The organism is Isoptericola sp. NPDC019571 (assembly GCF_044389385.1).
Classification (GTDB): Bacteria; Actinomycetota; Actinomycetes; order Actinomycetales; family Cellulomonadaceae; genus Isoptericola; species Isoptericola nanjingensis.
Genome location: NZ_JBIRXZ010000010.1, coordinates 83,404 through 105,058, shown reverse-complemented (window position 1 = coordinate 105,058; position 21,655 = coordinate 83,404). Strand labels below are relative to the sequence as shown.

The 21,655-nt window shown below is 74.2% G+C and carries 20 protein-coding genes and 1 tRNA gene; 13 read left to right on the top strand and 8 right to left on the bottom strand.

Annotated features, from left to right (window positions below; genetic code table 11):
- The 4 genes from ACH443_RS17090 to ACH443_RS17075 are packed head-to-tail and all read left to right on the top strand — an operon-like array spanning position 1 to position 3,956.
- Positions 1-1,044, top strand: coding sequence for an ABC transporter ATP-binding protein (locus tag ACH443_RS17090; RefSeq protein ID WP_430590985.1), 1,044 nt, complete (start codon positions 1-3; stop codon positions 1,042-1,044).
- Positions 1,037-2,326 (top strand): ABC transporter ATP-binding protein, encoded by a 1,290-nt coding sequence (locus ACH443_RS17085; protein WP_430590984.1) that lies wholly within the window; start codon positions 1,037-1,039, stop codon positions 2,324-2,326. The genes ACH443_RS17090 and ACH443_RS17085 overlap by 8 nt, the downstream gene beginning before the upstream one ends.
- A gap of 2 nt (positions 2,327-2,328) precedes the next feature.
- Positions 2,329-3,159 carry a type 1 glutamine amidotransferase gene (locus ACH443_RS17080; RefSeq protein ID WP_430590983.1) on the top strand — a complete coding sequence of 277 codons (831 nt, stop codon included), beginning with the start codon at positions 2,329-2,331 and terminating at the stop codon, positions 3,157-3,159.
- A complete protein-coding gene (locus tag ACH443_RS17075) occupies positions 3,159-3,956 on the top strand; it encodes a serine hydrolase (protein WP_429764646.1) in 798 nt (265 codons plus the stop codon). The genes ACH443_RS17080 and ACH443_RS17075 overlap by 1 nt, the downstream gene beginning before the upstream one ends.
- Here the strand turns inward: ACH443_RS17075 and ACH443_RS17070 are convergent.
- From ACH443_RS17070 to ACH443_RS17060, 3 genes are all read right to left on the bottom strand, one after another.
- Positions 3,953-5,209: a CynX/NimT family MFS transporter gene (locus ACH443_RS17070; protein WP_429764449.1), complete on the bottom strand. Its 1,257-nt coding sequence runs from the start codon at positions 5,207-5,209 to the stop codon at positions 3,953-3,955. The genes ACH443_RS17075 and ACH443_RS17070 overlap by 4 nt on opposite strands.
- Before the next feature lie 19 nt (positions 5,210-5,228).
- The gene (locus ACH443_RS17065; protein ID WP_429764450.1) at positions 5,229-5,732 is read right to left on the bottom strand and encodes a MarR family winged helix-turn-helix transcriptional regulator; all 504 of its coding nucleotides are present in this window, start codon (positions 5,730-5,732) and stop codon (positions 5,229-5,231) included.
- 70 nt (positions 5,733-5,802) lie between these two features.
- On the bottom strand, positions 5,803-7,335 hold the full coding sequence (locus ACH443_RS17060; RefSeq protein WP_430590982.1) for an MFS transporter: 1,533 nt from the start codon (positions 7,333-7,335) through the stop codon (positions 5,803-5,805).
- Positions 7,336-7,464: 129 nt separating this feature from the next.
- On the opposite strand from ACH443_RS17060, the gene ACH443_RS17055 reads away from it, so the two are divergent.
- Positions 7,465-7,923 (top strand): MarR family winged helix-turn-helix transcriptional regulator, encoded by a 459-nt coding sequence (locus tag ACH443_RS17055; RefSeq protein ID WP_429764452.1) that lies wholly within the window; start codon positions 7,465-7,467, stop codon positions 7,921-7,923.
- 72 nt (positions 7,924-7,995) lie between these two features.
- On the opposite strand, the gene ACH443_RS17050 is transcribed toward ACH443_RS17055, so the two are convergent.
- Both ACH443_RS17050 and fdhD read right to left on the bottom strand, forming a co-directional pair.
- Positions 7,996-10,326, bottom strand: coding sequence for an FdhF/YdeP family oxidoreductase (locus ACH443_RS17050; RefSeq protein WP_430590981.1), 2,331 nt, complete (start codon positions 10,324-10,326; stop codon positions 7,996-7,998).
- Positions 10,323-11,255 (bottom strand): formate dehydrogenase accessory sulfurtransferase FdhD, encoded by a 933-nt coding sequence (fdhD, locus tag ACH443_RS17045; RefSeq protein WP_430590980.1) that lies wholly within the window; start codon positions 11,253-11,255, stop codon positions 10,323-10,325. The genes ACH443_RS17050 and fdhD overlap by 4 nt, the downstream gene beginning before the upstream one ends.
- A gap of 143 nt (positions 11,256-11,398) precedes the next feature.
- Between fdhD and fdhA the strand changes: the two genes are divergently transcribed.
- Positions 11,399-12,622, top strand: a complete 1,224-nt coding sequence (fdhA, locus tag ACH443_RS17040) for a formaldehyde dehydrogenase, glutathione-independent (protein ID WP_429764455.1) — start codon at positions 11,399-11,401, stop codon at positions 12,620-12,622.
- Positions 12,623-12,800: 178 nt separating this feature from the next.
- On the opposite strand, the gene ACH443_RS17035 is transcribed toward fdhA, so the two are convergent.
- Genes ACH443_RS17035 through ACH443_RS17025 form a run of 3 tightly spaced genes read right to left on the bottom strand, consistent with a single transcriptional unit; the run spans position 12,801 to position 14,423 of the window.
- Positions 12,801-13,400, bottom strand: coding sequence for a TetR/AcrR family transcriptional regulator (locus ACH443_RS17035; RefSeq protein WP_429764647.1), 600 nt, complete (start codon positions 13,398-13,400; stop codon positions 12,801-12,803).
- 49 nt (positions 13,401-13,449) lie between these two features.
- Positions 13,450-13,944, bottom strand: coding sequence for a hypothetical protein (locus ACH443_RS17030; protein ID WP_430590979.1), 495 nt, complete (start codon positions 13,942-13,944; stop codon positions 13,450-13,452).
- A complete protein-coding gene (locus ACH443_RS17025; RefSeq protein WP_430590978.1) occupies positions 13,941-14,423 on the bottom strand; it encodes a DM13 domain-containing protein in 483 nt (160 codons plus the stop codon). Before ACH443_RS17025 ends, ACH443_RS17030 begins: the two co-directional genes overlap by 4 nt.
- A 126-nt stretch (positions 14,424-14,549) precedes the next feature.
- Here ACH443_RS17025 and ACH443_RS17020 point away from each other — a divergent pair, with 126 nt between their 5' ends.
- From ACH443_RS17020 to ACH443_RS16990, 7 genes are all read left to right on the top strand, one after another.
- Entirely contained in the window at positions 14,550-15,248 is a 699-nt protein-coding gene (locus ACH443_RS17020; protein WP_429764458.1) for a response regulator transcription factor, read from the top strand.
- Positions 15,249-15,270: 22 nt separating this feature from the next.
- Positions 15,271-16,464 (top strand): sensor histidine kinase, encoded by a 1,194-nt coding sequence (locus ACH443_RS17015; RefSeq protein WP_430590977.1) that lies wholly within the window; start codon positions 15,271-15,273, stop codon positions 16,462-16,464.
- Positions 16,465-16,619: 155 nt separating this feature from the next.
- Positions 16,620-16,691 (top strand) — tRNA-Gln (locus ACH443_RS17010).
- 147 nt (positions 16,692-16,838) lie between these two features.
- The gene (gene glmU, locus ACH443_RS17005) at positions 16,839-18,443 is read left to right on the top strand and encodes a bifunctional UDP-N-acetylglucosamine diphosphorylase/glucosamine-1-phosphate N-acetyltransferase GlmU (RefSeq protein WP_430590976.1); all 1,605 of its coding nucleotides are present in this window, start codon (positions 16,839-16,841) and stop codon (positions 18,441-18,443) included.
- A complete protein-coding gene (locus ACH443_RS17000; protein ID WP_429764461.1) occupies positions 18,440-19,423 on the top strand; it encodes a ribose-phosphate diphosphokinase in 984 nt (327 codons plus the stop codon). Before glmU ends, ACH443_RS17000 begins: the two co-directional genes overlap by 4 nt.
- Before the next feature lie 72 nt (positions 19,424-19,495).
- On the top strand, positions 19,496-20,635 hold the full coding sequence (locus tag ACH443_RS16995) for a glycosyltransferase (RefSeq protein ID WP_430591044.1): 1,140 nt from the start codon (positions 19,496-19,498) through the stop codon (positions 20,633-20,635).
- Between the two features lie 332 nt (positions 20,636-20,967).
- On the top strand, positions 20,968-21,588 hold the full coding sequence (locus ACH443_RS16990; protein WP_429764462.1) for a 50S ribosomal protein L25/general stress protein Ctc: 621 nt from the start codon (positions 20,968-20,970) through the stop codon (positions 21,586-21,588).
- The last annotated feature ends 67 nt before the right edge of the window (positions 21,589-21,655 follow it).

Here is a 21,655-nt window from a genome sequence, read left to right as displayed (position 1 = left end):
GTGACCGAGACCCTGATCCCCCCGGCCGACGCCGAACGCTCCGCCGGCGACGTCCTGCTCGAGGTGGAGGACCTGGCGGTCGAGTTCCGGTCCGACGACGGCGCGGTGCGCGCCGTCGACGGCCTGAGCTACCGCGTGGAGGCGGGCCGCACCCTGGCCCTGGTCGGCGAGTCCGGCTGCGGCAAGTCGGTGAGCTCGCTGGCCGTGATGGGGCTGCTGCCCCCGACGGCGCGCGTCGTGCGAGGCGCCGCGCGCTACCGCGGCACCGAACTGCTCGCACTGTCGCCGACCCGGCACCGCGCGCACTGCGGCACCCACGTCGCGATGGTCTTCCAGGACGCGCTCGCCGCGCTCAACCCGGTGCACACCGTGGGCTACCAGCTCACCGAGTCCCTGCGGTCGCGCACCGGGACGTCGCGGCGCGAGGCGCGACGACGCGCCGTCGAGCTGCTCGACCTGGTGAAGGTGCCGAACGCGGCGCAGCGGGTGGACGAGTACCCGCACCAGTTCTCCGGCGGCATGCGGCAGCGGGTGATGATCGCGTCCGCCCTGGCCCTCGACCCGGACGTGCTCATAGCGGACGAGCCGACGACGGCGCTCGACGTCACCGTGCAGGCGCAGGTGCTGCGGCTGCTCGCCGAGATCCAGGCGGAGCGGCAGATGGGGCTCGTGCTGATCACCCACGACCTCGGGGTCGTCGCGGGCGTCGCCGACGACGTCACCGTGATGTACGCCGGCCGCGCCGTGGAGCACGCTCCCGTGCGCGACCTGTACGCCGCGCCCGCGCACCCTTACACCAGGGCCCTGCTGCGCTCGGTGCCGCGGCTCGACTCCGGCGCAGAGGTGGCCGGCGGTCGGCTGCCCGTCGTGCCCGGCCGGCCCCCGGCGCCCGGCCGCGTCCCGTCGGGCTGTTCGTTCCATCCGCGCTGCGACATGGCCCAGGACCTGTGCCGCACCGTCGAGCCGCCGCTCGACGACGTCGCCCCGGGCCGGTCGTCGGCCTGCCACTTCGCCGCCGAGCTGCTGGGAGGCGCCCGTGCCTGAGACCGCCACCGGCCCCGCCCTCGCACCCACGTCGTCCGACGACGTCGTCCTCGAGGTGCGCGACCTGGCCAAGTCCTACCCGGTGCGCCAAGGCGTCGTCCTCAAGCGCACGGTGGGGCAGGTGCAGGCCGTCGACGGCGTCTCGCTGGCGCTGCGCCGCGGGCGCACGCTCGGCCTCGTGGGGGAGTCCGGGTCCGGCAAGTCCACGCTCGCGCGCGTGCTGGTCGGGATCGAGAAGCCGACGCGCGGGCAGGTGCTCGTCGACGGCGAGGACGTGTCCACGATGTCGCGTGGCGCCCGCCGCGAGCTGCGCCGGAACGTGCAGATGGTGTTCCAGGACCCGTACACGTCGCTCAACCCGCGCATGTCGGTGGGGGAGATCGTCGCGGAGCCGTTCCGCATCCACCGCGACGCGGTCCCCGCCGGCGGCCGGCGACGAGCCGTGGCCGAGCTGCTCGAGCTGGTCGGCCTCGACCCCGACCACGCGCACCGCTACCCGCACCAGTTCTCCGGCGGGCAGCGGCAGCGCGTCGGGATCGCCCGGGCGCTCGCGGTCAAGCCCCGGGTGCTGGTGTGCGACGAGCCCGTCTCCGCCCTCGACGTGTCCGTGCAGGGCCAGGTCATCAACCTGCTGGAGGACCTGCAGGACGAGCTGGGCCTGGCGTACCTCTTCATCGCGCACGACCTCGCCGTGGTCCAGCACATCGCCGACGAGGTCGCCGTCATGTACCTGGGCCGCGTCGTCGAGGAGGGCGACCGGCCCGCGGTGTACGACGACGCGCACCACCCGTACACCAAGGCGCTGCTGTCCGCCGTGCCCGTGCCCGACCCCACCGCCCACCGCGACGACGAGCTGATGCTCGAGGGCGACCCGCCGTCGCCCGCCGACCCGCCGTCCGGCTGCCGCTTCCACACCCGCTGCTGGCTCGCCCACCGGCTCGCGGCGGAGGAAGGGCTCGCTGGCGACGGCGCCGTGCCCGCCCGGTGCCGCACCGAGGACCCGGTGCTCGTGCCGCTCGGCCGGGCCGACGGCGCTCGCGGGGGCGCGGCGACCGTGCCGCACGCCGCCGCGTGCCACTTCGCCCGGGAGGCCGCCGCGTTCGGCGGGCACCCGGCGGCGGGCTCCACCGCGGCGACCGACGGCCCGGCCGCGGTCGTCGAGCACGACGCCCAGCACGACGCCGCACCGGACGCCGACGACCACCACCCGGGGGACGGCGGCGGCGGCACTGTGCCCGAGACCGTCCTCGACCGCCCCGTCCTCGAGAGCAGGGAGCGCTGACCGTGACCGACCGCCGACCGACCGTCGTCCTCGTCCAGAACTCCCCGCACAGCGGCCCGGGCCGGCTGCCCGGCTGGCTGGAGGCGGACGGCGCGGCCGCCGCCGTCGTGCAGGGCGCGGACCTCGTGGAGCAGGTCCCGTCGCTCGCCGCCGGCGGGGCCGCGGCGCCCGACGGCGTGGCCGGCCTCGTGCTGCTGGGCGGCGGCCTGCTGCCCGACGAGGACGAGCGGGCGCCCTGGCTGCCGCACGAGCGCGCGCTCGTCGCGGAGGCGCTCGACGCCGGCGTCCCGGTGCTGGGCATCTGCCTGGGCGGGCAGGTGCTCGCGCACGTCACGGGCGGCACGGTGACGGGCCGGTCGGGCGAGACGGAGAAGGGGCTCTGCCCCGTGCGCCTGCTCGACGACGCGGCCGACGACGCCCTGCTCGGCCCGCTCGGGGCGCTCGCCGAGGGCGGCGAGGTCCGCATGGTCGAGAGCCACGTCGACTCGATCACGGGGCTGCCGCCGGAGGCCGTGCACCTCGCGACGAGCGATGCGTGCGGCGTCCAGGCCTTCCGCGTGGGCGACGTCGCGTGGGGGCTGCAGTTCCACCCCGAGGCGGCGCCGGAGCGCATCGGCACCTGGGACGCGGACGAGCTCGCCGAGCTCGGCTTCGACCGCGACGCACTGCTCGCCGCCGCCCTCGAGCGGGCACCTGAGAACGAGAAGCAGGCCCGCGCCCTCGCGTCCGCGTTCGCCGCCGTCGTCCACGCCCGCTGTGAGCGCGATCTCGGGGACCGTTCGCCGAGCGATAGTCCCCGAGATCGCGCCCACAACGATGCGGGGGTGCGGTGATGGTGAGCACGGGCACGCACTCGGACGGCGTCCCGGTCGTCGCGTACCAGGTGCGGCGGGCGGGCGGCGAGGTGCTCGCCGAGCGCGACGCGGACGCGCCGTTCTACGCCGCGTCGACCGTCAAGCTGGCCGTGCTGGTCGCGGCGGCCCGCGCGCTGGACGCCGGGGAGCTCACGCTCGACGAGGAGGTGGCCAGCACCGACACGTTCCGCTCCCAGGTGCCGGGCGAGCCCGACTACCGCATCGAGCCCGACGACCTCGACCCGGGCATGCCGCCGCCGGGCACCTTCATGCCCGTGGGGCTGGTGGTCGAGCGGATGATCGTCGTGTCGTCCAACGAGGCCACCAACATGGTGATCGACCTCGTCGGCCTCGACGCGTGCAACCGCGCCCTGGCCGACGTCGGCGCCGCCGGCAGCGTCGTCGGGCGCAAGTACAGCGACCTGGCGGCCGAGGCCCGCGGCGACTCGCACCGCACGACGCCCGCCGACCTGGCGGCGCTGATGTCCGGCGTCGTCACCGGGGAGCTCGCCGGGCCGGAGCGCACCCTCTGGATGATCGACCTGCTCGCGCGCCAGACCGACCGGCAGCTCACGGCCGCCGTGCCCGAGGGCGTGCCGTACGGATCCAAGTCGGGCTGGGTGGACGGCATCCGGCACGACGTCGCGTTCGTCGGCACGCCCGGGCCGGGCGCCCTGGTGATCGCCGTGTGCACCCGCGGCTACGACGAGGCGCATGCGGAGGAGGCGCTGCGGGCGCTGGGCTCCCTCGCGATCACCCTGGCGGAGGACCGCTAGGCGCCGTCGGCGGCGGGCCGGGCCGACGCCACCCACATCGCCGCGGCCATCGTGGCGAGCACGCCCGCGACGAGGGCCAGCGGCACCGTCCACCCGAGGGACGCCTCGTGCACGGCGCCCATCACGGTCGGGGCGAGCACCGCGCACCCGTAGCCCGCCGTCTGCACCACCGCCGACGACCGTCGCGCGACCGCGACGCCGGGGCTGCGCTGCGCCACGAGCGTGAAGATCACGGTGAAGTTGCCGCCCTGGGCGGCGCCCGCCAGCCCCACCCACAGCCACCACAGGCCGGGCGCCAGCAGCAGCCCGAGCGGCAGCGAGATCCACATCGCCGCCATCGCGACCGCGACCGAGCGGGCCGACAGCCCGCGCGAGAACGCCGCCGGCACGAGGAACGACCCCAGCACCGCGCACAGCTGGAACGGGGCCGCCGCGCTGCCCGCGCCGGCGGCGCTCATGCCGAGCCGGTCGTGGAGGATCTCGGGCAGCCACGCCGTCACCGCGTAGTAGCCGAAGGCCTGCCCCGCGAACGCCACCGACAGCAGCACGACGAGGCGCCGGACGGCGGACCTGGCCTTCGGGTCGAGGGCGTCGAGCTCCGCGCGCGCCGACGGGGGCCGGACGCGGACACCGCCCTCCCCGCGCGGTGCCGCGGCCCGGCCCCGGGCGGCGAGCCGCCGCCCGGCGGGCACCCAGGCCGCGATCGCGACCACGGCGAGCACTCCCCACCCCGCGAGCGCCCACTGCCAGCCGAACGCCGTCGCGAGGGGCACGGTGAGCATGGTGGTGAACGTCGACCCGAGGTTCATCGTCGCGCTGTACGCGCCCGTGACCGCGGCAGCACGGCGGCGGAAGTCGCGGGTGATGACCACCGGCACCGCGACGTTGCCGATCGTGATCGCGACGCCCAGCACCGCGCTGCCGGCGAGGGCCGCCGGCACGGAGCCCCCCGAGCGCAGCAGCGTCCCGGCGAGGATCCCCGCCATCGAGACGCCGAGCGACAGCTCCGGGCCCGCGCGCGCGACCAGCACCGACGCCAGCGGCGTGCACAGCGCGAAGCAGAGCACCGGGACCGAGGTGAGCAGGCCCGCGCCCGCGGACGTGAGGCCGAGCGACGCCGCGACGTCGTCGACCACGGGGGGCAGCGACGTGATGGGGGCGCGCAGGTTGAGCGCGACGAGCAGCAGCGCCGCCAGCAGCAGGCCGGCGCGGGCGCCGTCGTCGCGGGCGGAGGGGGAGGGGTAGGACGTCACGCGGCGGGCATCTCCGGGATCATTCGTCGAACTGCGCGACGACGGTGCGCAGCAGCGCGGCGAGCTGGGGGCGCACGGCGGCGGGCAGCGCGTCGAGCACGCGCGCCTCGACGTCGAGCAGGTCGCTCATCGCCGCGTCGACCCGCTGCCGGCCCGCGGCGGTGAGCTGCACGAGCACGCCGCGGCGGTCGGACGGCGCGCGGTGGCGCTCCACCAGCCCGCGCTCCTCGAGCCGGTCGATGCGGTTGGTCATGGTGCCGCTCGTCACGAGGGTCTGGGCGACGAGGACGCCGGGGGACAGGCGGTACGGCTCGCCGGCGCGGCGCAGCGCGGACAGCACGTCGAACTCCCACGTCTCCAGGTCGTGCCGGGCGAACGCCCCGCGCCGCGCGCGGTCCAGGTGCCGCGCGAGCCGGCTGACCCGCGAGAACACGGTCAGCGGCTCGACGTCCAGGTCCGGGCGCTCGCGGCGCCACGCGTCGACGATCCGGTCGACCTCGTCGGACCGTGCCTCCACATCCATGCGCCGAGACTACTCCCGGTCTCTCGACGTCAAGAATCTTGATGGGTGTGATCTCGTGCCGAGGATCGAACTACCTCGGCCCGGGCTTCGGGCGCAGGGTGAGGGCCGCGACGACGGCGACGACGACGGCGACGGCGGCGGCGACCAGGAACGCGGTGTGCACGCCCGAGACGTAGGCGCCCTCCGCGGCGCGGACCGCGACGGCGTCCAGGCCCGTGGGCACGGAACCCTGCGCCAGGCCCTGGAGCGCACGGTCGTCGAGACCGAGCCCGGCGGTGCCGGCGTGGACGTTCGCGGCGACGACCGCGGACATCACGGCGGTGCCGAGCGCGCCGCCGATCTGGATGCACGTGGACTGGAAGCCACCCGCGACCCCCGCCAGGTGCACGGGCGCGGACCCGACGATCGCCTCCGCTCCGGCGGTGATCGTCATCCCGGTGCCCATCGCGAGGACGACGAACGCGACCGCCATGACGCCGTACGGCGAGCCGGCCGACGAGGTCAGCAGCACCAGCAGGCCCACGGCGGTGAGTCCGAGGCTCAGCGTGCCGGTCGCGCGCGTGCCGATCCGTGCGACGAGCAGGGCGCCGGCCGGGGCGGACACGATCGAGACGGCGGACATCGGCAGCAGCATCAGTCCGGCGTCCAGCGCGGTGGCCCCGCGCAGGTTGATGAAGAACATCGGCAGGATGAACGTCGAGCCCATCAGCACGAAGAAGTTCGCGGCGATCATCAGCCCGCCGGTGCCGACCGTCGTCCCGCGGAAGAGCGACAGCGGCAGCAGGGCGTCGCCGGTGCGCGCCTCGGTGCGGGCCTCCAGGGCGACGAACCCGACGATGACGAGGACGCCGAGCGCGAGCAGGCCGAGGGTGCGCGCGTCGCCCCACCCCCAGGTCTCGGACTGCACGATGGCGAAGACCGTGGCGACCAGCCCGAGCGCCAGCACGACGACGCCGCGCAGGTCGAAGCGGCCCGTGACGGGGAAGCTCGTGCGCGGGAGCAGGCACAGCCCGTACCCCAGGCCGATGACGGCGACGGGAACGTTGACGAAGAACACCGACTGCCAGCCGAGCGACGCCTCGAGCGCGCCGGCGAGCGTCGGGCCCACGGCGATCGCGATCGAGGAGACGCCGCCCCAGATCCCCACGGCCATGCCGAACCTCTCGCGCGGGAAGGTGGCGCGCAGCATCGCGAGGGTCTGCGGCATGAGGATGCCGGCCGCGACGCCCTGCACGACGCGGAACGTGATGAGCCCCGCCGCGGTGGTCGAGAGGCCGATGGCGACCGAGGTCAGCGTGAAGAGCACGAGGCCGCTCAGGTACAGCGTGCGGTGGCCGTACCTGTCGCCGAGCTTGCCAGCCAGGATCAGGGTGACGGCCAGCCCGAGGAGGTAGCTGTGCGTCACCCACTGCAGCTGGACGAACGTGGTGCCGACGTCGGCGGCGATCGCGGGGTTGACGATCGAGACGACGGTCGCGTCCAGGCCGACCAGGAACAGCCCGAAGGCGACGCCGACGAGCGTCAGCGCGGGGCGTCCGCGCAGCGCTCGTCGCTCGGGCGGGGACGCGGTGGCGTCGGGGGCGAGGGCGGGGGCGCTGCTCACGGGAGCTCCTTGGGGTGGGTGCGTGCGCGGTCGGGGGCCGGACGGCGCGGGCAGAGGAACGCCCGGGGCGCGGCCCGGGCGACAAGTGATTATGAAACTATAACTATGTCGCCAGCCTAGGATCGGACCATGCCCGACGAGACGATCGTCACGCCCGACCTCGCCGACCTCGCCGACGTCCTCGTCGAGCTGGCCCGCCACCTGGACGTCCGTGCCCCGGAGCTGCGCGACATCGTGCCGCTCACCGGGACGGAGGTGGCCGTGATCCGCGAGGTCCACCGCACGCCGCGTCCGACGCCGTCGCGCATCGCCCTCGCGACCGGGCTCGCCCGCAGCAACGTCAGCGCCGCCCTGCGCACGCTCGAGGCGCGCGGGCTCGTGCTGCGCGAGCACACCGAGGGCGACGGGCGCACGGTCCGGCTGGTCGCGACCCCGCTGGCCGACGAGCACCTCGCCCGCATCAACGCGTTCTGGGCCCGCCGACTCGGAGCCGTGCCGGACGACGTCCGTGACGCCGCTCTCCGCGCGTTGCCGGCCCTCGGCGCGCTCGCCGAGGCCCTCGTCGAGCCTCGCGCGCAGGAAGCCTGAACTACCTCGGCAGGGCTGGTACTACCTCGGCACAGCCGGTACTACCTCGGCACGGTTCGTACCACCTCGGCCTCAGGCGGGCTCGAGCCGGACGACGACGGCCTTGGACACGGGCGTCCGGCTCGTCTCGGCCGTCGCGCCCAGCGGGACGAGGACGTTCGCCTCCGGGAAGTAGGCCGCGGCGCACCCGCGCGCCGTCGGGTAGGCGACGACGCGTTGCCCGCGCAGCACGCGGTCGACGCCGTCGTGGTACTCGCCGTGCACGTCGACGGTGGTGCCGTCCGCGATCCCGAGCGCCGCGAGGTCGTCGGGGTTGACCAGCACGACGGAGCGCCCGCCCTTGATGCCCCGGTAGCGGTCGTCGCGGCGGTAGATCGTGGTGTTGAACTGGTCGTGCGAGCGGATGGTCTGCAGCAGCAGGCGCCCGGGCGGGCACTCGACGGGCGCGAGCTCGTTGACGGTGAGGTGGGCGCGGCCGTCGTCGGTGGGGAAGGTGCGCGAGTCGCGCGGGCCGTGCGGCAGGCGGAAGCCGTTCGGCCGCCGCAGCTGGGCGTTGTAGTTCTCGCAGCCCGGGACGACGTGGGCGATGTGCTCGCGGATCACGTCGTAGTCGCGCTCCATCGCCGCCCAGTCCACGGGGCGGTCCGGCGAGCCCTGCCCGCCGGGGCGGGCGCCGAGGACGGCGCGCGCCAGCCGCGTGACGATCGAGACCTCCGACAGCAGTCCCGGCGCGACCGGCTCGACCTTGCCGCGCGACGCGTGCACCGCGCAGACCGTGTCCTCCACCGACACGAACTGTTCCCCCGACGCCTGCCGGTCGACGTCGGTGCGCCCCAGGGTGGGGAGGATGAGCGCCTCCCGGCCGACGACGGCGTGGGACCGGTTGAGCTTCGTCGAGATCTGGACGGTGAGGTCGGCTCTGCGGACCGCCGCCTCCGCGGCGCCGGTGTCGGAGATCGCCCCGACCAGGTTGCCGCCGAGGGCGACGAGCGCCTTCACACGCCCGGCCGCCATCGCCTCCACCGTGCCGACGGCGTCGAGGCCGTGCTCACGGGGAGACGAGATGCCGAACTCGGAGTCGAGCGAGTCGAGGAAGGTGTCCGGCATCTGCTCCCAGATGCCCATCGTGCGGTCGCCCTGCACGTTGGAGTGGCCGCGGATGGGGGAGGCGCCCGCGCCGGGGCGGCCGATGTTCCCGCGCAGGAGCAGCAGGTTGACGATCTCCTTGATGGTGGGGACGGCCTTGGTGTGCTGGGTCAGGCCCATCGCCCAGGTGACGATGACGCGCTCGGCGCGGAGGTACCGCTCGGCGAGCTCGTCGATCTCGGCGCCGGTGAGGCCGGTCGCCGCCAGCACGGCGTCCTCGTCGAGGTCGGCCAGGTGCGCGGTGAGCGCCTCGAGGCCCGAGGTGTGCTCGGCGAGGAACTCGTGGTCCAGGACCGTGCCGGGGGCGGCGGCCTCGGCGTCGAGCACCCGCTTCGACACCGCCTGGAGCAGGGCCATGTCGCCGCCGAGCCGGATCTGGAGGAACTGGTCGGCCAGCCCGGTGCCCCGGCCCGCCAGCCCGCGCACGGTCTGCGGGTTCTTGTACCGCTTGAGCCCCGCCTCGGGCAGCGGGTTCACGGCGACGATGGCGGCGCCGTTCTCCTTGGCCTCCTCCAGCGCGGTGAGCATGCGCGGGTGGTTCGTGCCGGGGTTCTGCCCCATGATCACGATGAGGTCGGCCTGGGCGAAGTCGTCGTAGGTGATCGTCGCCTTCCCGACGCCGATCGTCTCGCCCAGCGCGGCGCCCGTGGACTCGTGGCACATGTTGGAGCAGTCGGGCAGGTTGTTGGTCCCGAAGGCGCGTACGAACAGCTGGTAGACGAACGCGGCCTCGTTGGACGTGCGCCCGCTGGTGTAGAACGACGCCTGGTCGGGGGAGTCGAGGGCGTTCAGCCGGTCCGCGACGATCGCGAACGCCTCGTCCCAGGAGACGGGCACGTAGTGGTCGGACCCGGCGGCCTTGTGCACCGGCTCGACCAGCCGCCCCTGCTGGCCCAACCAGTGCTCGGTGCGGGTGAGCAGGTCGGAGACCGGGTGCTCGGCCCAGAACGACGGCTCGACGACGAGCGGCGTCGCCTCCCACGTGACCGCCTTCGCGCCGTTCTCGCAGAACTCGGCGGGCTTGCGCCGGTCCGGGTCCGGCCAGGCGCAGCTCATGCAGTCGAAGCCCTCGCGGTGGTTCATCGACAGCAGCAGGCGCGCCGTCCGCGTGGGCCCCATGTCGCGCAGCGCCGGGACCAGCGCGTGCACGATGCCGGGCACCCCGGCCGCCCAGGTCTTCGGCGGGCGGACCTCCTCGGGCTGGGGCTCCCGTGGCTCGCCCCCGTCCCGGACGTCCTCCGGCTGCGGTGTGGTCATGCGGCGTCCCCTCTCCGGTCGCGGCGCGCGCGAGCCTCGTCGTGCCCGTCGCCGGGCCCTGCCCTCCCTGCGTCCCCGTCCTGCTCGGCCCTGTCCTGCTCGACCACGCGGTGCTCGCCGGCGTAGACCACGAGCGTCGGGTCGCGCACGAAGCCGACGAGCGTCAGCCCCGCGGAGTCCGCGAGCTCCGCGGCGAGCGACGACGGCGCCGAGACGGCGGCGAGCACCGGCACCCCGGCCATGATGGCCTTCTGCGTGAGCTCGAAGCTCGCCCGCCCGGACACCACGAGCACCGTGCCGCGCAGCGGCAGCATCTCGGCCGCGGCGGCCCAGCCGACCACCTTGTCGACGGCGTTGTGCCGGCCGATGTCCTCGCGCACGACCAGGGCCTCTCCGGTCGCGGCGTCGAACAGCCCCGCCGCGTGCAGCCCGCCCGTCCGGGCGAAGACGTCCTGCGCGGCGCGCAGCCGGTCGGGCAGGGCGGCCAGCAGGGCCGCGTCCACTCGGACCGGGTCGTCGGCGACGCCGAACGCGCTGCGGGTGAACACCGCGTCGATCGACGCCTTGCCGCACAGGCCGCAGGCGCTGGAGGTGAAGAACTCCCGGGCGAGCGCCGGGTCGGGCGGGGCGACGCCCGCGGCCAGCGCGACGTCGAGCACGTTGTACGGGTTCTCGACCGGGGCCGCCGGGCCGGGCGCGCAGTAGCGCGCGCCGGCGACCTGCGCGCCGTCGGTCACGACACCCTCCGAGACGAGGAAGCCGGTCGCGAGCTCGACGTCGTGCCCCGGGGTGCGCATCGTCACCGCGTACGAGCGCCCTCCCACACGGATCTCCAGCGGCTCCTCGCCGGCGAGCAGGTCCTCGCGGCGCGCGGCGCGGCCGCCGATGGTGACGCGCCTGACGCGGCGTCGGACGGTGACGCGGGTCATACCCGCAGGCCTAGCAGACCCCCGCGCCGGGCACAACGGCAGCCGGGCGACGCGGCCCGCGCTCGACCTGCCGGGGACGCGCGACGCGCCTACGGTCGGGGGACCGGCTCAGACCGGGCCGGCCGTGTTCAAGGAGGAGCACCATGGCAGACACGAATCGCGCGGTCGCGTACAAGGGGCCCGGCGAGGTCGACGTCATCGACATCGACTACCCGACGTTCGAGCTCAAGGACGGCCCCGGGGTGAACCCGGCCAACGTCGGCCGGCAGGTGCCGCACGGCGTGATCCTGAAGACCGTCGCGACGAACATCTGCGGCTCGGACCAGCACATGGTCCGCGGGCGCACGACGGCGCCGAAGGACCTCGTGCTGGGCCACGAGATCACCGGCGAGGTCGTCGAGGTGGGCCGGGACGTCGAGTTCGTCCAGGTGGGCGACCTGGTCTCCGTGCCGTTCAACATCGCGTGCGGACGCTGCAAGAACTGCAAGGAGCGCAAGACCGGCATCTGTCTCAACGTGAACCCCGACCGCCCGGGCAGCGCGTACGGGTACGTCGACATGGGCGGCTGGGTCGGCGGGCAGGCCAACTACGTGCTGGTGCCGTACGCCGACTGGAACGTCCTGAGGTTCCCGGACAAGGACCAGGCGCTCGAGAAGATCATGGACCTGACGATGCTGTCCGACATCTTCCCGACGGGGTTCCACGGGGCGGTGACCGCGGGCGTGGAGGTCGGCTCCACCGTGTACGTCGCGGGGGCCGGGCCGGTGGGGCTCGCCGCCGCCACGGGGGCGCTGCTGCTGGGCGCCGCCGTCGTGATCGTCGGCGACATGAACGCCGACCGGCTGGCCCAGGCGCGCTCGTTCGGCTGCGAGACCGTGGACCTCACGAAGGGCGGGCCGGTCGAGCAGATCGAGCAGCTCCTCGGCGTGCCCGAGGTGGACTGCGGCATCGACGCCGTCGGCTTCGAGGCCAAGGGGCACGGGGCGGACTCGGACCACGAGGCCCCGGCCACCGTGCTCAACTCGCTCATGGACCTCACAGCCGCGGGCGGGGCGCTGGGCATCCCCGGCCTGTACGTGACCGGCGACCCGGGGGGCATCGACGAGGCCGCGCAGAAGGGCTCGCTCTCGCTCAGCCTGGGCACGGGATGGGCGAAGTCGCTCGCGTTCACCACCGGCCAGTGCCCGGTGATGAAGTACCACCGCGGGCTGATGCAGGCGATCCTGCACGACCGGGTGCAGATCGCGAAGAACGTCAACGCGAAGGCGATCACCCTCGACCAGGCCCCGCAGGGGTACGCCGAGTTCGACGCCGGCGCCGCGACGAAGTACGTCATCAACGCGAACGGCTACCTCGACGGCAAGTGACCTGTCAGGGCCAGAGCCACGTCTCCAGGGCTCTGGTCCTGACAGCTCGTCGGTCAGGCGTCGTCGTGGGCGCGTAGGAAGCCGTCGACCAGCGGAGGAGCTGCGTGGCGCCCCGCGGGCGCTCGTCGACCTCGTCGCGGCGCTGTTGCGTGAACGGGGTGACGGCGCGGGGCCGGGGTCAGCGGGACTTCGTCAGCTCCGGCTTCTTCACCATCCCGGACAGCCCGTTCCAGGCGAGGTTGGTCAGGTGTGCGGCGACCTCGGCCTTGTCGGGGCTGCGTGCGTCGAGCCAGTACTGCCCGGTGAGGGCGACCATGCCGACGAGCATCTGCGCGTAGAGCGGCGCGGCCTTGCGGTCGAGGCCGTTCGCCTTGAACTGGTCGCCGAGGATGTGCTCCACCAGGGTGGCGACGTCGCCGATGAGGCTGGAGAACGTGCCGGTGGCCTGGGCGACGGGGGAGTCGCGCACCAGGATGCGGAAGCCGTCCTCCGACGCCTCGATGTAGCCGAGCAGGGCCAGCGCCGTGCGCTCCACCAGGACCTTCGGGTGGCCGCCCTCCTCGAGCGCGCCGGTCAGCGCGGACGTCAGGGCGCGCACCTCGCGGTCGACGACGACGGCGTAGACGCCCTCCTTGCCGCCGAAGTGCTCGTAGACCACCGGCTTGGAGACCTCCGCGCGCGCCGCGATCTCCTCGACGCTGGTGCCGTCGAAGCCCTTCTCGGCGAACAGGCCGCGGCTGACCGCGAGCAGCTGCTCGCGCCGCTGGCTCGCCGTCATCCGGGCGCGCGGCGGACGCTTGGACGCGCGGGAGTCGGTGGGCATGGGGTCATTGTGCCTGGGCGTGCCGCCGGGACGCGAGGACGGCGCGCACCGCCGGCACCGACCACGCGGCGGCGGCCGCCGGGAACGCCAGCACGACGGCGGACAGCAGCACCATCACCGGGTACTGCCAGACCAGCAGGTCGGCGAGCCAGTACGTCGCCAGCGCGACGACCGACGCCCAGGCGGCAGGGACCGTGAGCACGCCGAGGACCAGCGCGACGCCCAGGAGCGACTCCAGCAGCGGCATCACCACCCCGAACAGCCCGGGAGCCGCACCCAGGACCAGGTCCGTGAAGGCCTGGAAGAAGCCGGGCACCCGGGGGTTGCTCGCGGCGCCGTCGACGACGAACCCGATGTCGGCCGCGCCGAACCCGGCCCGGTACTTGACGAACCCCTCGTGCAGCCACAGCAGGCCGAGGGCCACGCGGGCCGCCCCGCCGAGGGCCGGGGCGACGCGCGCCGAGGTGGTGGTCGCCTCGCGGGGCACGGCGGCCGTCACATCAACGTCGCCGCACCGAACACGGCCTTGGCCTTGTCGCAGTGCACGACGACGTCGGTGTAGCCGTCCATGCCGTCCCCGCCGTCCATGCCGTCGATCGTGAACGTCTGGTCGGCCTCGTCGAACGCGACCTCTCCCAGCTCCGTGCCGGCCTCGACGGCCGCCTCGTCCGTGCCCTTCGCGAGGTAGAGGTGCAGGTCGGGGCCCTCGTCGGAGGAGAAGCCGGAGAGGGTGACCGTGTCGCCCTCGACCGTGACCGTGCCCTCGACGCTCTTGTCGTTCATCCCGGCGAACGTCCCGTGCTGCGCCATGGCGCCGTCGGACTGCATGTCGTCGGACTGCATGTCGTCGGACTGCATGGAGTCGGTGGCGGCGGGCGTCATGTCGTCGCCGGAGCCGGCGCCGTCGTCGGCGCCGCACGCGGTGAGGGTGAGGGCCAGGGCGACGAGCCCGGTGGTCGCGAGTGCCTTCGCACGCATGAGGGTGTCCTGTCGTCTCGGGGATGGAACACCCCGAGACAAGCACCGCGACCCCGGCCGCGGGCCGTTTCTTTCAGAGGTGTAAGGACAGCCCGCGCGGTGCGGTGCCGTGCGTAGGGTCGGTCCATGAGCAGCGGCAGGGCGCGGGTGATGGTCGTGGAGGACGACGCGGCCGTGCGGACCGTCGTCGGTGACTACCTGCGGGCCGGTGGGTACGACGTCGACCTGTACAGCGAGGGCGAGAGCGCGCGCGAGGCGCTGCGGGCCGACCTCCCGGACGTGCTGGTCGTGGACCGCATGCTGCCCGGGGTCACCGGCGACGACCTGTGCCGCGAGGTGCGCCGCACCTCGGACCTGCCGGTGATCATGCTCACCGCGCTCGGCGCCGTCGAGCAGCGGATCGCCGGGCTGGAGCGCGGGGCGGACGACTACGTCACCAAGCCGTTCGCGCTCAAGGAGCTGCGGCTGCGTGTCGACGCGCAGCTGCGGCGCCGGGCGCCGGCCGCCCCGGCGGACGCGTTCACCGTCGGGGACTTCCGCATCGATCCCGGCCACCGCCGGGCGTGGCGGGGCGGCGAGGAGATCGCGCTCACGACCCGCGAGTACGAGCTCCTGCTGTACTGCGTGCAGCGCCCCGACCAGGTGCTCGCGCGCGACGACGTCCTGGGCGAGGTGTGGGGGTGGAGCTTCGGCGACGCGTCCACGGTCACGGTGCACGTGCGGCGGCTGCGGGAGAAGATCGAGCCCGAGCCCCGCTACCCCGTGTACCTGCGCACCGAGTGGGGCGCGGGGTACCGGTTCACGCCGCGAGGGGACGCCCGATGACCGCCGGGCCAGGGGAGCGCTGATGTTCGACGGCATGCTCGGGCTCGCCGACGTCGGGCTGATCGTCCTGACCACGGTGGTGTGCACGGCCCTGGTGACCGCCCTCGCCCTGGTCGTGCTGCGCTGGAACCGGCGCGGGCCGGTCGCGTCCCAGATGGCCGTCGTCGCGGGCGCGGCGGTCGCCTCGATCGTCGCGTCGGTCGTGGCGGTCATGGTGGAGATGTTCATCTCGGCGCACGACCTGGTCGTGCTGACGGCGGTGATCGTCGTGGCCACCGTCCTGAGCCTTGCCGCGGCGTGGCTGACCACGAGCCGGGCCGTGCGCCGGTCGGTGGGGACGCTCACGCGGTCGGCGCGGCGGATCGCGGACGGCGACGTCGTCGCGCCCGCCGCGGCCGGCTGGAAGGAGTTCGACGACCTGCACGCCCAGCTCGTCGACACCTCCGAGCGGCTGGCCCAGGCGCGCGCCGAGATCGACCGGCTCGACGTCGCCCGCCGCCAGTTCTTCGCCTGGATCTCCCACGACCTGCGCACCCCGCTCGCGGGGATCCGCGCCATGACCGAGGCGCTCGACGACGACGTCGCGCCCGACCGGGACGCGTACGTCCGGTCCATCCGCGGCAAGGTCGACACCGTCACCGCGATGGTCGACGACCTCTTCGAGCTGTCGACCCTGCAGAGCGGCACGCTGCGACTGCAGCGCGAGCTCGTCGTCCTGCTCGACCTCGTCTCCGACGCCGTCGTCGACGTGCAGGCCGCCGCCGCGGGTCGCGGCGTGCGCATCGCGCAGTCCGGGATCGAGGGACACCTCCTGTGGGCCGACCCGCGCGAGCTGACGCGCGCGATCGGGAACCTGCTCGCCAACGCCGTCCGGCACGCCCCCGCGGGCACCGAGATCCTCGTCTCCGCGCACACGAGGGACGACGACCACCTGGTGGTCAGCGTGCTCGACCACGGCAGCGGCGTGGACGTCGCGGACCTGGGCCACCTGTTCGACGTCGGCTGGCGGGCGAACGACGCCCGGACCGCCGACGCCCCCGAGGGCGGAGCCGTCGACGGGCAGGTCGGCGGCCACGGCGCCGGTCTCGGCCTCGCGATCGTGCGCGGCATCGTCGAGGCGCACGGCGGGTCGGTCACCGCGGCGCACGTGCCCGACGGCTTCGAGCTCGCCGTGACGCTGCCGCGCGGCGAGGCCCCCGCCGGGGCCCGCGCCTGAGCTCCGGCGCGTGCCGGGTGTGGCGCGTGCCACGGCGCCCGGGGACGCCGAGGGGCGGGACGCGTGCCGGGGCGGTGGTGCGGACCTGGCAGACTGAGGACGGACGCCCGACGGTGCCGCGCCTGCTGGGGCGTGAACCCGGCCCGGGGGCCCGATCCGCCTTGGTGTAATCGGCAGCACAGAGGTTTTTGGTGCCTTTGGTCCAGGTTCGAGTCCTGGGGGCGGAGCTCGGCACCATCGACAGAGCACACCCGAGAAGAGACGGAGCACTCGTGGTCTCGACAGGACCGGACGCCGCAGGTTCGACCGGCGCAGCACCCTCCCACCCCAGTCCGGCGGCCGTCGTCGTCCTCGCCGCGGGGCAGGGGACGCGGATGAGGTCCGCGACGCCGAAGGTGCTGCACGCCCTGGGCGGGCGGACCATGCTCGGCCACGCGATAACCGCGGCCCGCGAGCTCGACCCGCAGCAGGTGGCGGTCGTCGTCCGCCACGAGCGCGACCTCGTGGCCGCCGCCGCGGCGCAGATCGACGCCGCGGCCCTCGTCGTCGACCAGGACGAGATCCCCGGCACCGGCCGCGCCGTGCAGTGCGCGCTCGACGCGCTCGACGCCCGCGCGCACGCCGGGCGTGCCGCGCAGCTCGTGCACGACGACGCCGTCGACGACGAGCTGCACGCCGACCACGCCAACGGCGGCGACCACCCGCTGGGCGACGGGCTGGACGGCGCCGTCGTCGTCCTCGCCGGGGACATCCCCCTCCTCGACGGCGCCACGCTGGGCCAGCTGCTCGCCGCGCACCACGAGGACGGCAACGCCGTCACGATCCTCACGACCGAGGTCGCGGACGCCACCGGCTACGGCCGCATCGTGCGCGAGGCGGGCACGGGCGACGTGCTGGCGATCGTCGAGCACAAGGACGCGACGCCCGAGCAGCGCGAGATTCGCGAGATCAACAGCTCCGTCTACGTCTTCGACGCCGCGGTGCTGCGCCGCGGGCTCGGCGGCCTGGACCGCGACAACGCGCAGGGAGAGGTCTACCTCACCGACGTCGTCGCCTCCGCGCGGGCCGAGGGCGGTGCCGTGCGCGCCGTGCTCAGCGACGACCCGATGCTCGTCGAGGGCGTCAACGACCGCGTGGCGCTCGCGACCCTGGGCGCCGAGCTCAACCGCCGCGTGCTCACGGAGTGGATGCAGGCCGGCGTCACCGTCGTCGACCCGGCGACCACCTGGGTGGACGTCGACGTCGAGCTCGCCCCCGACGTCACGCTCCTGCCCGGCACGCAGCTGCACGGCGCCACCAAGGTGGAGTCCGGCGCGACGATCGGCCCGGACACCACGCTGACCGACGTCGAGGTCGGCCCCGGCGCGACCGTCGTGCGCACGCACGGCTCGCTGTCCGTCATCGGGGAGGACGCGTCCGTCGGCCCGTTCGCCTACCTGCGCCCCGGCACCGAGCTGGGCACGAAGGGCAAGATCGGCACCTTCGTCGAGACGAAGAACGCGCAGATCGGCGAGGGCTCGAAGGTGCCGCACCTGTCGTACGTCGGCGACGCGACGATCGGCGAGCACACCAACATCGGCGCCGCGTCGGTCACGGTGAACTACGACGGCCAGAAGAAGCACCGCACCGTGATCGGCTCCTACGCGAAGACGGGCGCCGACAATATGTTCGTCGCGCCGGTGACCGTGGGCGACGGCGCGTACACGGCCGCGGGCTCCGTCATCGTCAAGGACGTGCCGGCGGGCGCGCTCGGCGTCGCCCGCGCCCAGCAGCGCAACGTCGACGACTGGGTGGAGCGCCGCTGGTCGGGCTCGCCGGCCGCCGAGGCGGCCGCCCGGGCCCGCGCCGAGGGCTCGGGCGGGCAGCTCGGTGCCCAGGCGCAGCGTCAGCTCGCCGCGCACAATGCCCTCACCGGCGCCATCCCGGTGGTGCCCCCCGCCGACAGTTCCGACCCGACCGAAGGAAGCACGCAGCGATGAACAACTTCATCCCCGGCACCGGTGAGCGCACGCTCGTCCTCGCCACCGGTCGGGCGCACCCGGAGCTCGCGGAGGCCGTGGCGAAGGAGCTCGGCATCGAGCTGCTGCCCGTGTCCGCGTACGACTTCGCGAACAGCGAGACCTACGTGCGGTTCAGCGAGTCGGTGCGCGGCTCGGACATATTCCTGCTGCAGAGCCACACCGCCCCGGTGAACCAGTGGCTCATGGAGCAGCTGCTCATGGTCGACGCGGCCAAGCGCGGCTCCGCACGCTCGATCACCGCCGTGGCGCCGTTCTACGCGTACGCGCGCCAGGACAAGAAGAGCCGCGGCCGCGAGCCCATCTCGGCCCGCCTCGTCGCCGACATGCTCAGGACGGCGGGCGCGGACCGCATCCTCAGCATCGACCTGCACACGCCGCAGATCCAGGGCTTCTTCGACGGCCCGGTCGACCACCTGTGGGCCATGCCCGTCCTGGTCGACTACGTCCGCACCCGCGTGGACGTGTCCAACGCCGCCGTCGTCTCGCCCGACGCCGGCCGCATCCGCGTCGCCGAGCAGTGGGCCGCCAAGCTGGGCGGCTGCCCGCTGGCCTTCGTCCACAAGACGCGCGACGTCACCCGCCCCAACCAGGCCGTCGCCAACCGCGTGGTCGGCGAGGTCGAGGGGCGCGACTGCGTGCTCGTCGACGACCTCATCGACACCGGCGGCACGATCGCCGAGGCCGTCAAGGTGGTCATGGACGCGGGCGCCCGCTCCGTCACCGTGGCCGCCACGCACGGCGTGCTGTCCGACCCCGCCGCGCAGCGCCTGCAGGAGTGCGGCGCCGCCGAGGTCGTCGTCACCGACACGCTGCCGATCACGGCCGACAAGCGGTTCGAGAAGCTCACCGTGCTGTCCGTCGCCCCGCTCGTGGCCCGCGCCATCCGTGAGGTCTTCGACGACGGCTCGGTGACGAGCCTGTTCGACGGCAACGCCTGAGCGACGCCGGAGGCCCGGGACGCGCGCCGTCCCGGGCCGCGGCGTCCCCGAGGGAGGCACGGTGACATGACGGTGGACGTGACCGTGGTGGTCCCCACCTACAACGAGGGACCGAACGTCGCCGAGCTGGTCCGTCGTCTCGCCGCCGTGCTCGGCCCCGACGGCGAAGGGCGCCGCGTCGCGCCCGGCGGCGTCGAGATCCTGTTCGTCGACGACTCGAAGGACGACACCCCCGCCGTCATCGAGCGGGTCGCCGCCACCGCCGCGCTGCCCGTGCGCATGATCCACCGCGAGGTGCCCGACGGCGGGCTCTCGGGCGCCGTCGTCGCCGGCCTGCGCGCCGCGACCGGCGAGCGCGTCGTCGTGATGGACGGCGACCTGCAGCACCCGCCCGAGATGGTGCCCGTGCTGCTCACCACCGCGCGCGAGACCGGCGCCGACGTCGTCGTCGCCTCCCGGTACACCGGCCGCGGCGACGCCGGCGGCCTCGACGGGCGGTACCGCCGCTGGGTCTCCAAGGCGTCCGGGCTGCTGGCCCGGTCCATGTTCCCCGTCAAGCTGCGCGACGTCTCCGACCCGATGACCGGGTTCTTCGTCGTCCGCCCCGGTGCCGTCGACCTGACCGGGCTGCGCCCGCGCGGCTTCAAGATCCTGCTCGAGATCCTCGCCCGGCAGCGGCTCGTCGTGGTCGAGGAGCCGTTCGTCTTCGGGGAGCGGTTCGCGGGCCGGTCCAAGGCCACCGTCGCCAACGGGCTGCGGTACGTGCAGCAGCTCACCCTCCTGCGGTTCGGGCGGCTGTCCCCGTTCGCGCTGATCGGTGCGCTCGGCGCGGTGCTCAACCTCGCGATCCTCGCAGGGCTCCAGGGGCTCGGGGTGCACTACCTGCCGGCCGTCGTCTGGGCCAACGCCGTGACGATCGTCATCAACTTCCTGCTGCAGGAGCGGTTCGTCTTCGCCGACCTGCGCGACGGCGCGCACGGCTTCTGGGGCCGTTTCGTGCGGTCCTTCGCCTTCAACGGGACGGAGGCCGCGGTCCGCACGCTGCTGCTGTGGTGGATCGTCGAGCGCGCCGTGCCGCACCCCGAGCTGGTGCAGGCGGTGCTCATCCTCGTCGCGTTCGTCGTGCGGTTCGTCTTCCAGGCGCAGGTGGTCTACCGCCCCCGCGGCGCGTCGCGGGCCCGGGCGCGCACGGGCGAGCACGCCCAACCCTGAGCCCGGGCCTGACACGCCCTGCCCCGAGGGGGCTATACTCGTCCGGTTGCCTCGGCGAGGGACGTCTGACGGGCGCCGGTCACCCAGGTCGTACAGGTCACGCACCTGCGACCCGGCCGCCACCCTCAGCGCAGGATCCGTCGGATTTCCGTGATCGACTGGGCGGCTGTCGGTGCACCGCGTTCTGCGGGTGCTCCCACGGCGCGCTCTCGATCGCGTCCGTCACGTGTCCCACGCCGACGCAACCGCAGTTCGCGGGGACCACACCCTCGTGGACAGCCGACGGCTCCCTCTGGCCGTCGGCACGCACAGACATCCCAGGAGTGATCCACGTGTCCGACATCAAGCTCGCCGCCGAGGCCCGCACCGAGTTCGGCAAGGGCGCCGCCCGCCGCATCCGTCGCGAGAACAAGATCCCCGCCGTCCTGTACGGGCACGGCGCGGACCCGCTGCACATCACCCTCCCGGGCCACCAGACGATGCTGGCGATGCGTCACAGCAACGCCCTGTTCTCGATCGAGCTGGACGGCAAGACCGAGCTCGCCGTCGCCAAGGACGTGCAGCGCACGCCGGTGAACAGCACCATCGAGCACATCGACTTCCTGATCGTGCGCCGCGGCGAGAAGATCGCCGTCGACGTCACCGTGAACGTCGTGGGCGAGTCGGCCCCGGGCACCATCCACTTCGTCGAGGCCCAGACCCTGTCGGTCGAGGCCGAGGCCACCCACCTGCCCGAGTCGGTCGAGGTCTCCATCGAGGGCCTCGAGGCCGGCCAGCACGTCACCGCCGGCGAGGTCGAGCTGCCGAAGGGCGCCACGCTGCTCACCGACCCCGAGGCCGCCGTCGTCCAGATCGCCGAGCCGCGCGCCGAGGCCGCCGCCGAGGACGAGGAGGCCGAGGAGGGCGAGGCCGCCGAGGAGACCACCGAGGCCGCCGAGTCCACCGAGGGCTGACACCACCTCACGCCCAGGGCGCCCGGTACCGTTCGGTTCCGGGCGCCCTTCGCGCGTCCGCGCCCTG

Excerpts from the sequence above, each read along its gene's own strand:
- ACH443_RS17075 (WP_429764646.1), top strand. The coding sequence starts at position 3,159 with ATGGTGAGCACGGGCACGCACTCGGACGGCGTCCCGGTCGTCGCGTAC.
- ACH443_RS17065 (WP_429764450.1), bottom strand. The coding sequence starts at position 5,732 with ATGGATGTGGAGGCACGGTCCGACGAGGTCGACCGGATCGTCGACGCG.
- ACH443_RS17055 (WP_429764452.1), top strand. The coding sequence starts at position 7,465 with ATGCCCGACGAGACGATCGTCACGCCCGACCTCGCCGACCTCGCCGAC.
- ACH443_RS17050 (WP_430590981.1), bottom strand. The coding sequence starts at position 10,326 with ATGACCACACCGCAGCCGGAGGACGTCCGGGACGGGGGCGAGCCACGG.
- fdhD (WP_430590980.1), bottom strand. The coding sequence starts at position 11,255 with ATGACCCGCGTCACCGTCCGACGCCGCGTCAGGCGCGTCACCATCGGC.
- fdhA (WP_429764455.1), top strand. The coding sequence starts at position 11,399 with ATGGCAGACACGAATCGCGCGGTCGCGTACAAGGGGCCCGGCGAGGTC.
- ACH443_RS17035 (WP_429764647.1), bottom strand. The coding sequence starts at position 13,400 with ATGACGGCGAGCCAGCGGCGCGAGCAGCTGCTCGCGGTCAGCCGCGGC.
- ACH443_RS17025 (WP_430590978.1), bottom strand. The coding sequence starts at position 14,423 with ATGCGTGCGAAGGCACTCGCGACCACCGGGCTCGTCGCCCTGGCCCTC.
- ACH443_RS17020 (WP_429764458.1), top strand. The coding sequence starts at position 14,550 with ATGAGCAGCGGCAGGGCGCGGGTGATGGTCGTGGAGGACGACGCGGCC.
- ACH443_RS17015 (WP_430590977.1), top strand. The coding sequence starts at position 15,271 with ATGTTCGACGGCATGCTCGGGCTCGCCGACGTCGGGCTGATCGTCCTG.
- glmU (WP_430590976.1), top strand. The coding sequence starts at position 16,839 with ATGAGGTCCGCGACGCCGAAGGTGCTGCACGCCCTGGGCGGGCGGACC.
- ACH443_RS17000 (WP_429764461.1), top strand. The coding sequence starts at position 18,440 with ATGAACAACTTCATCCCCGGCACCGGTGAGCGCACGCTCGTCCTCGCC.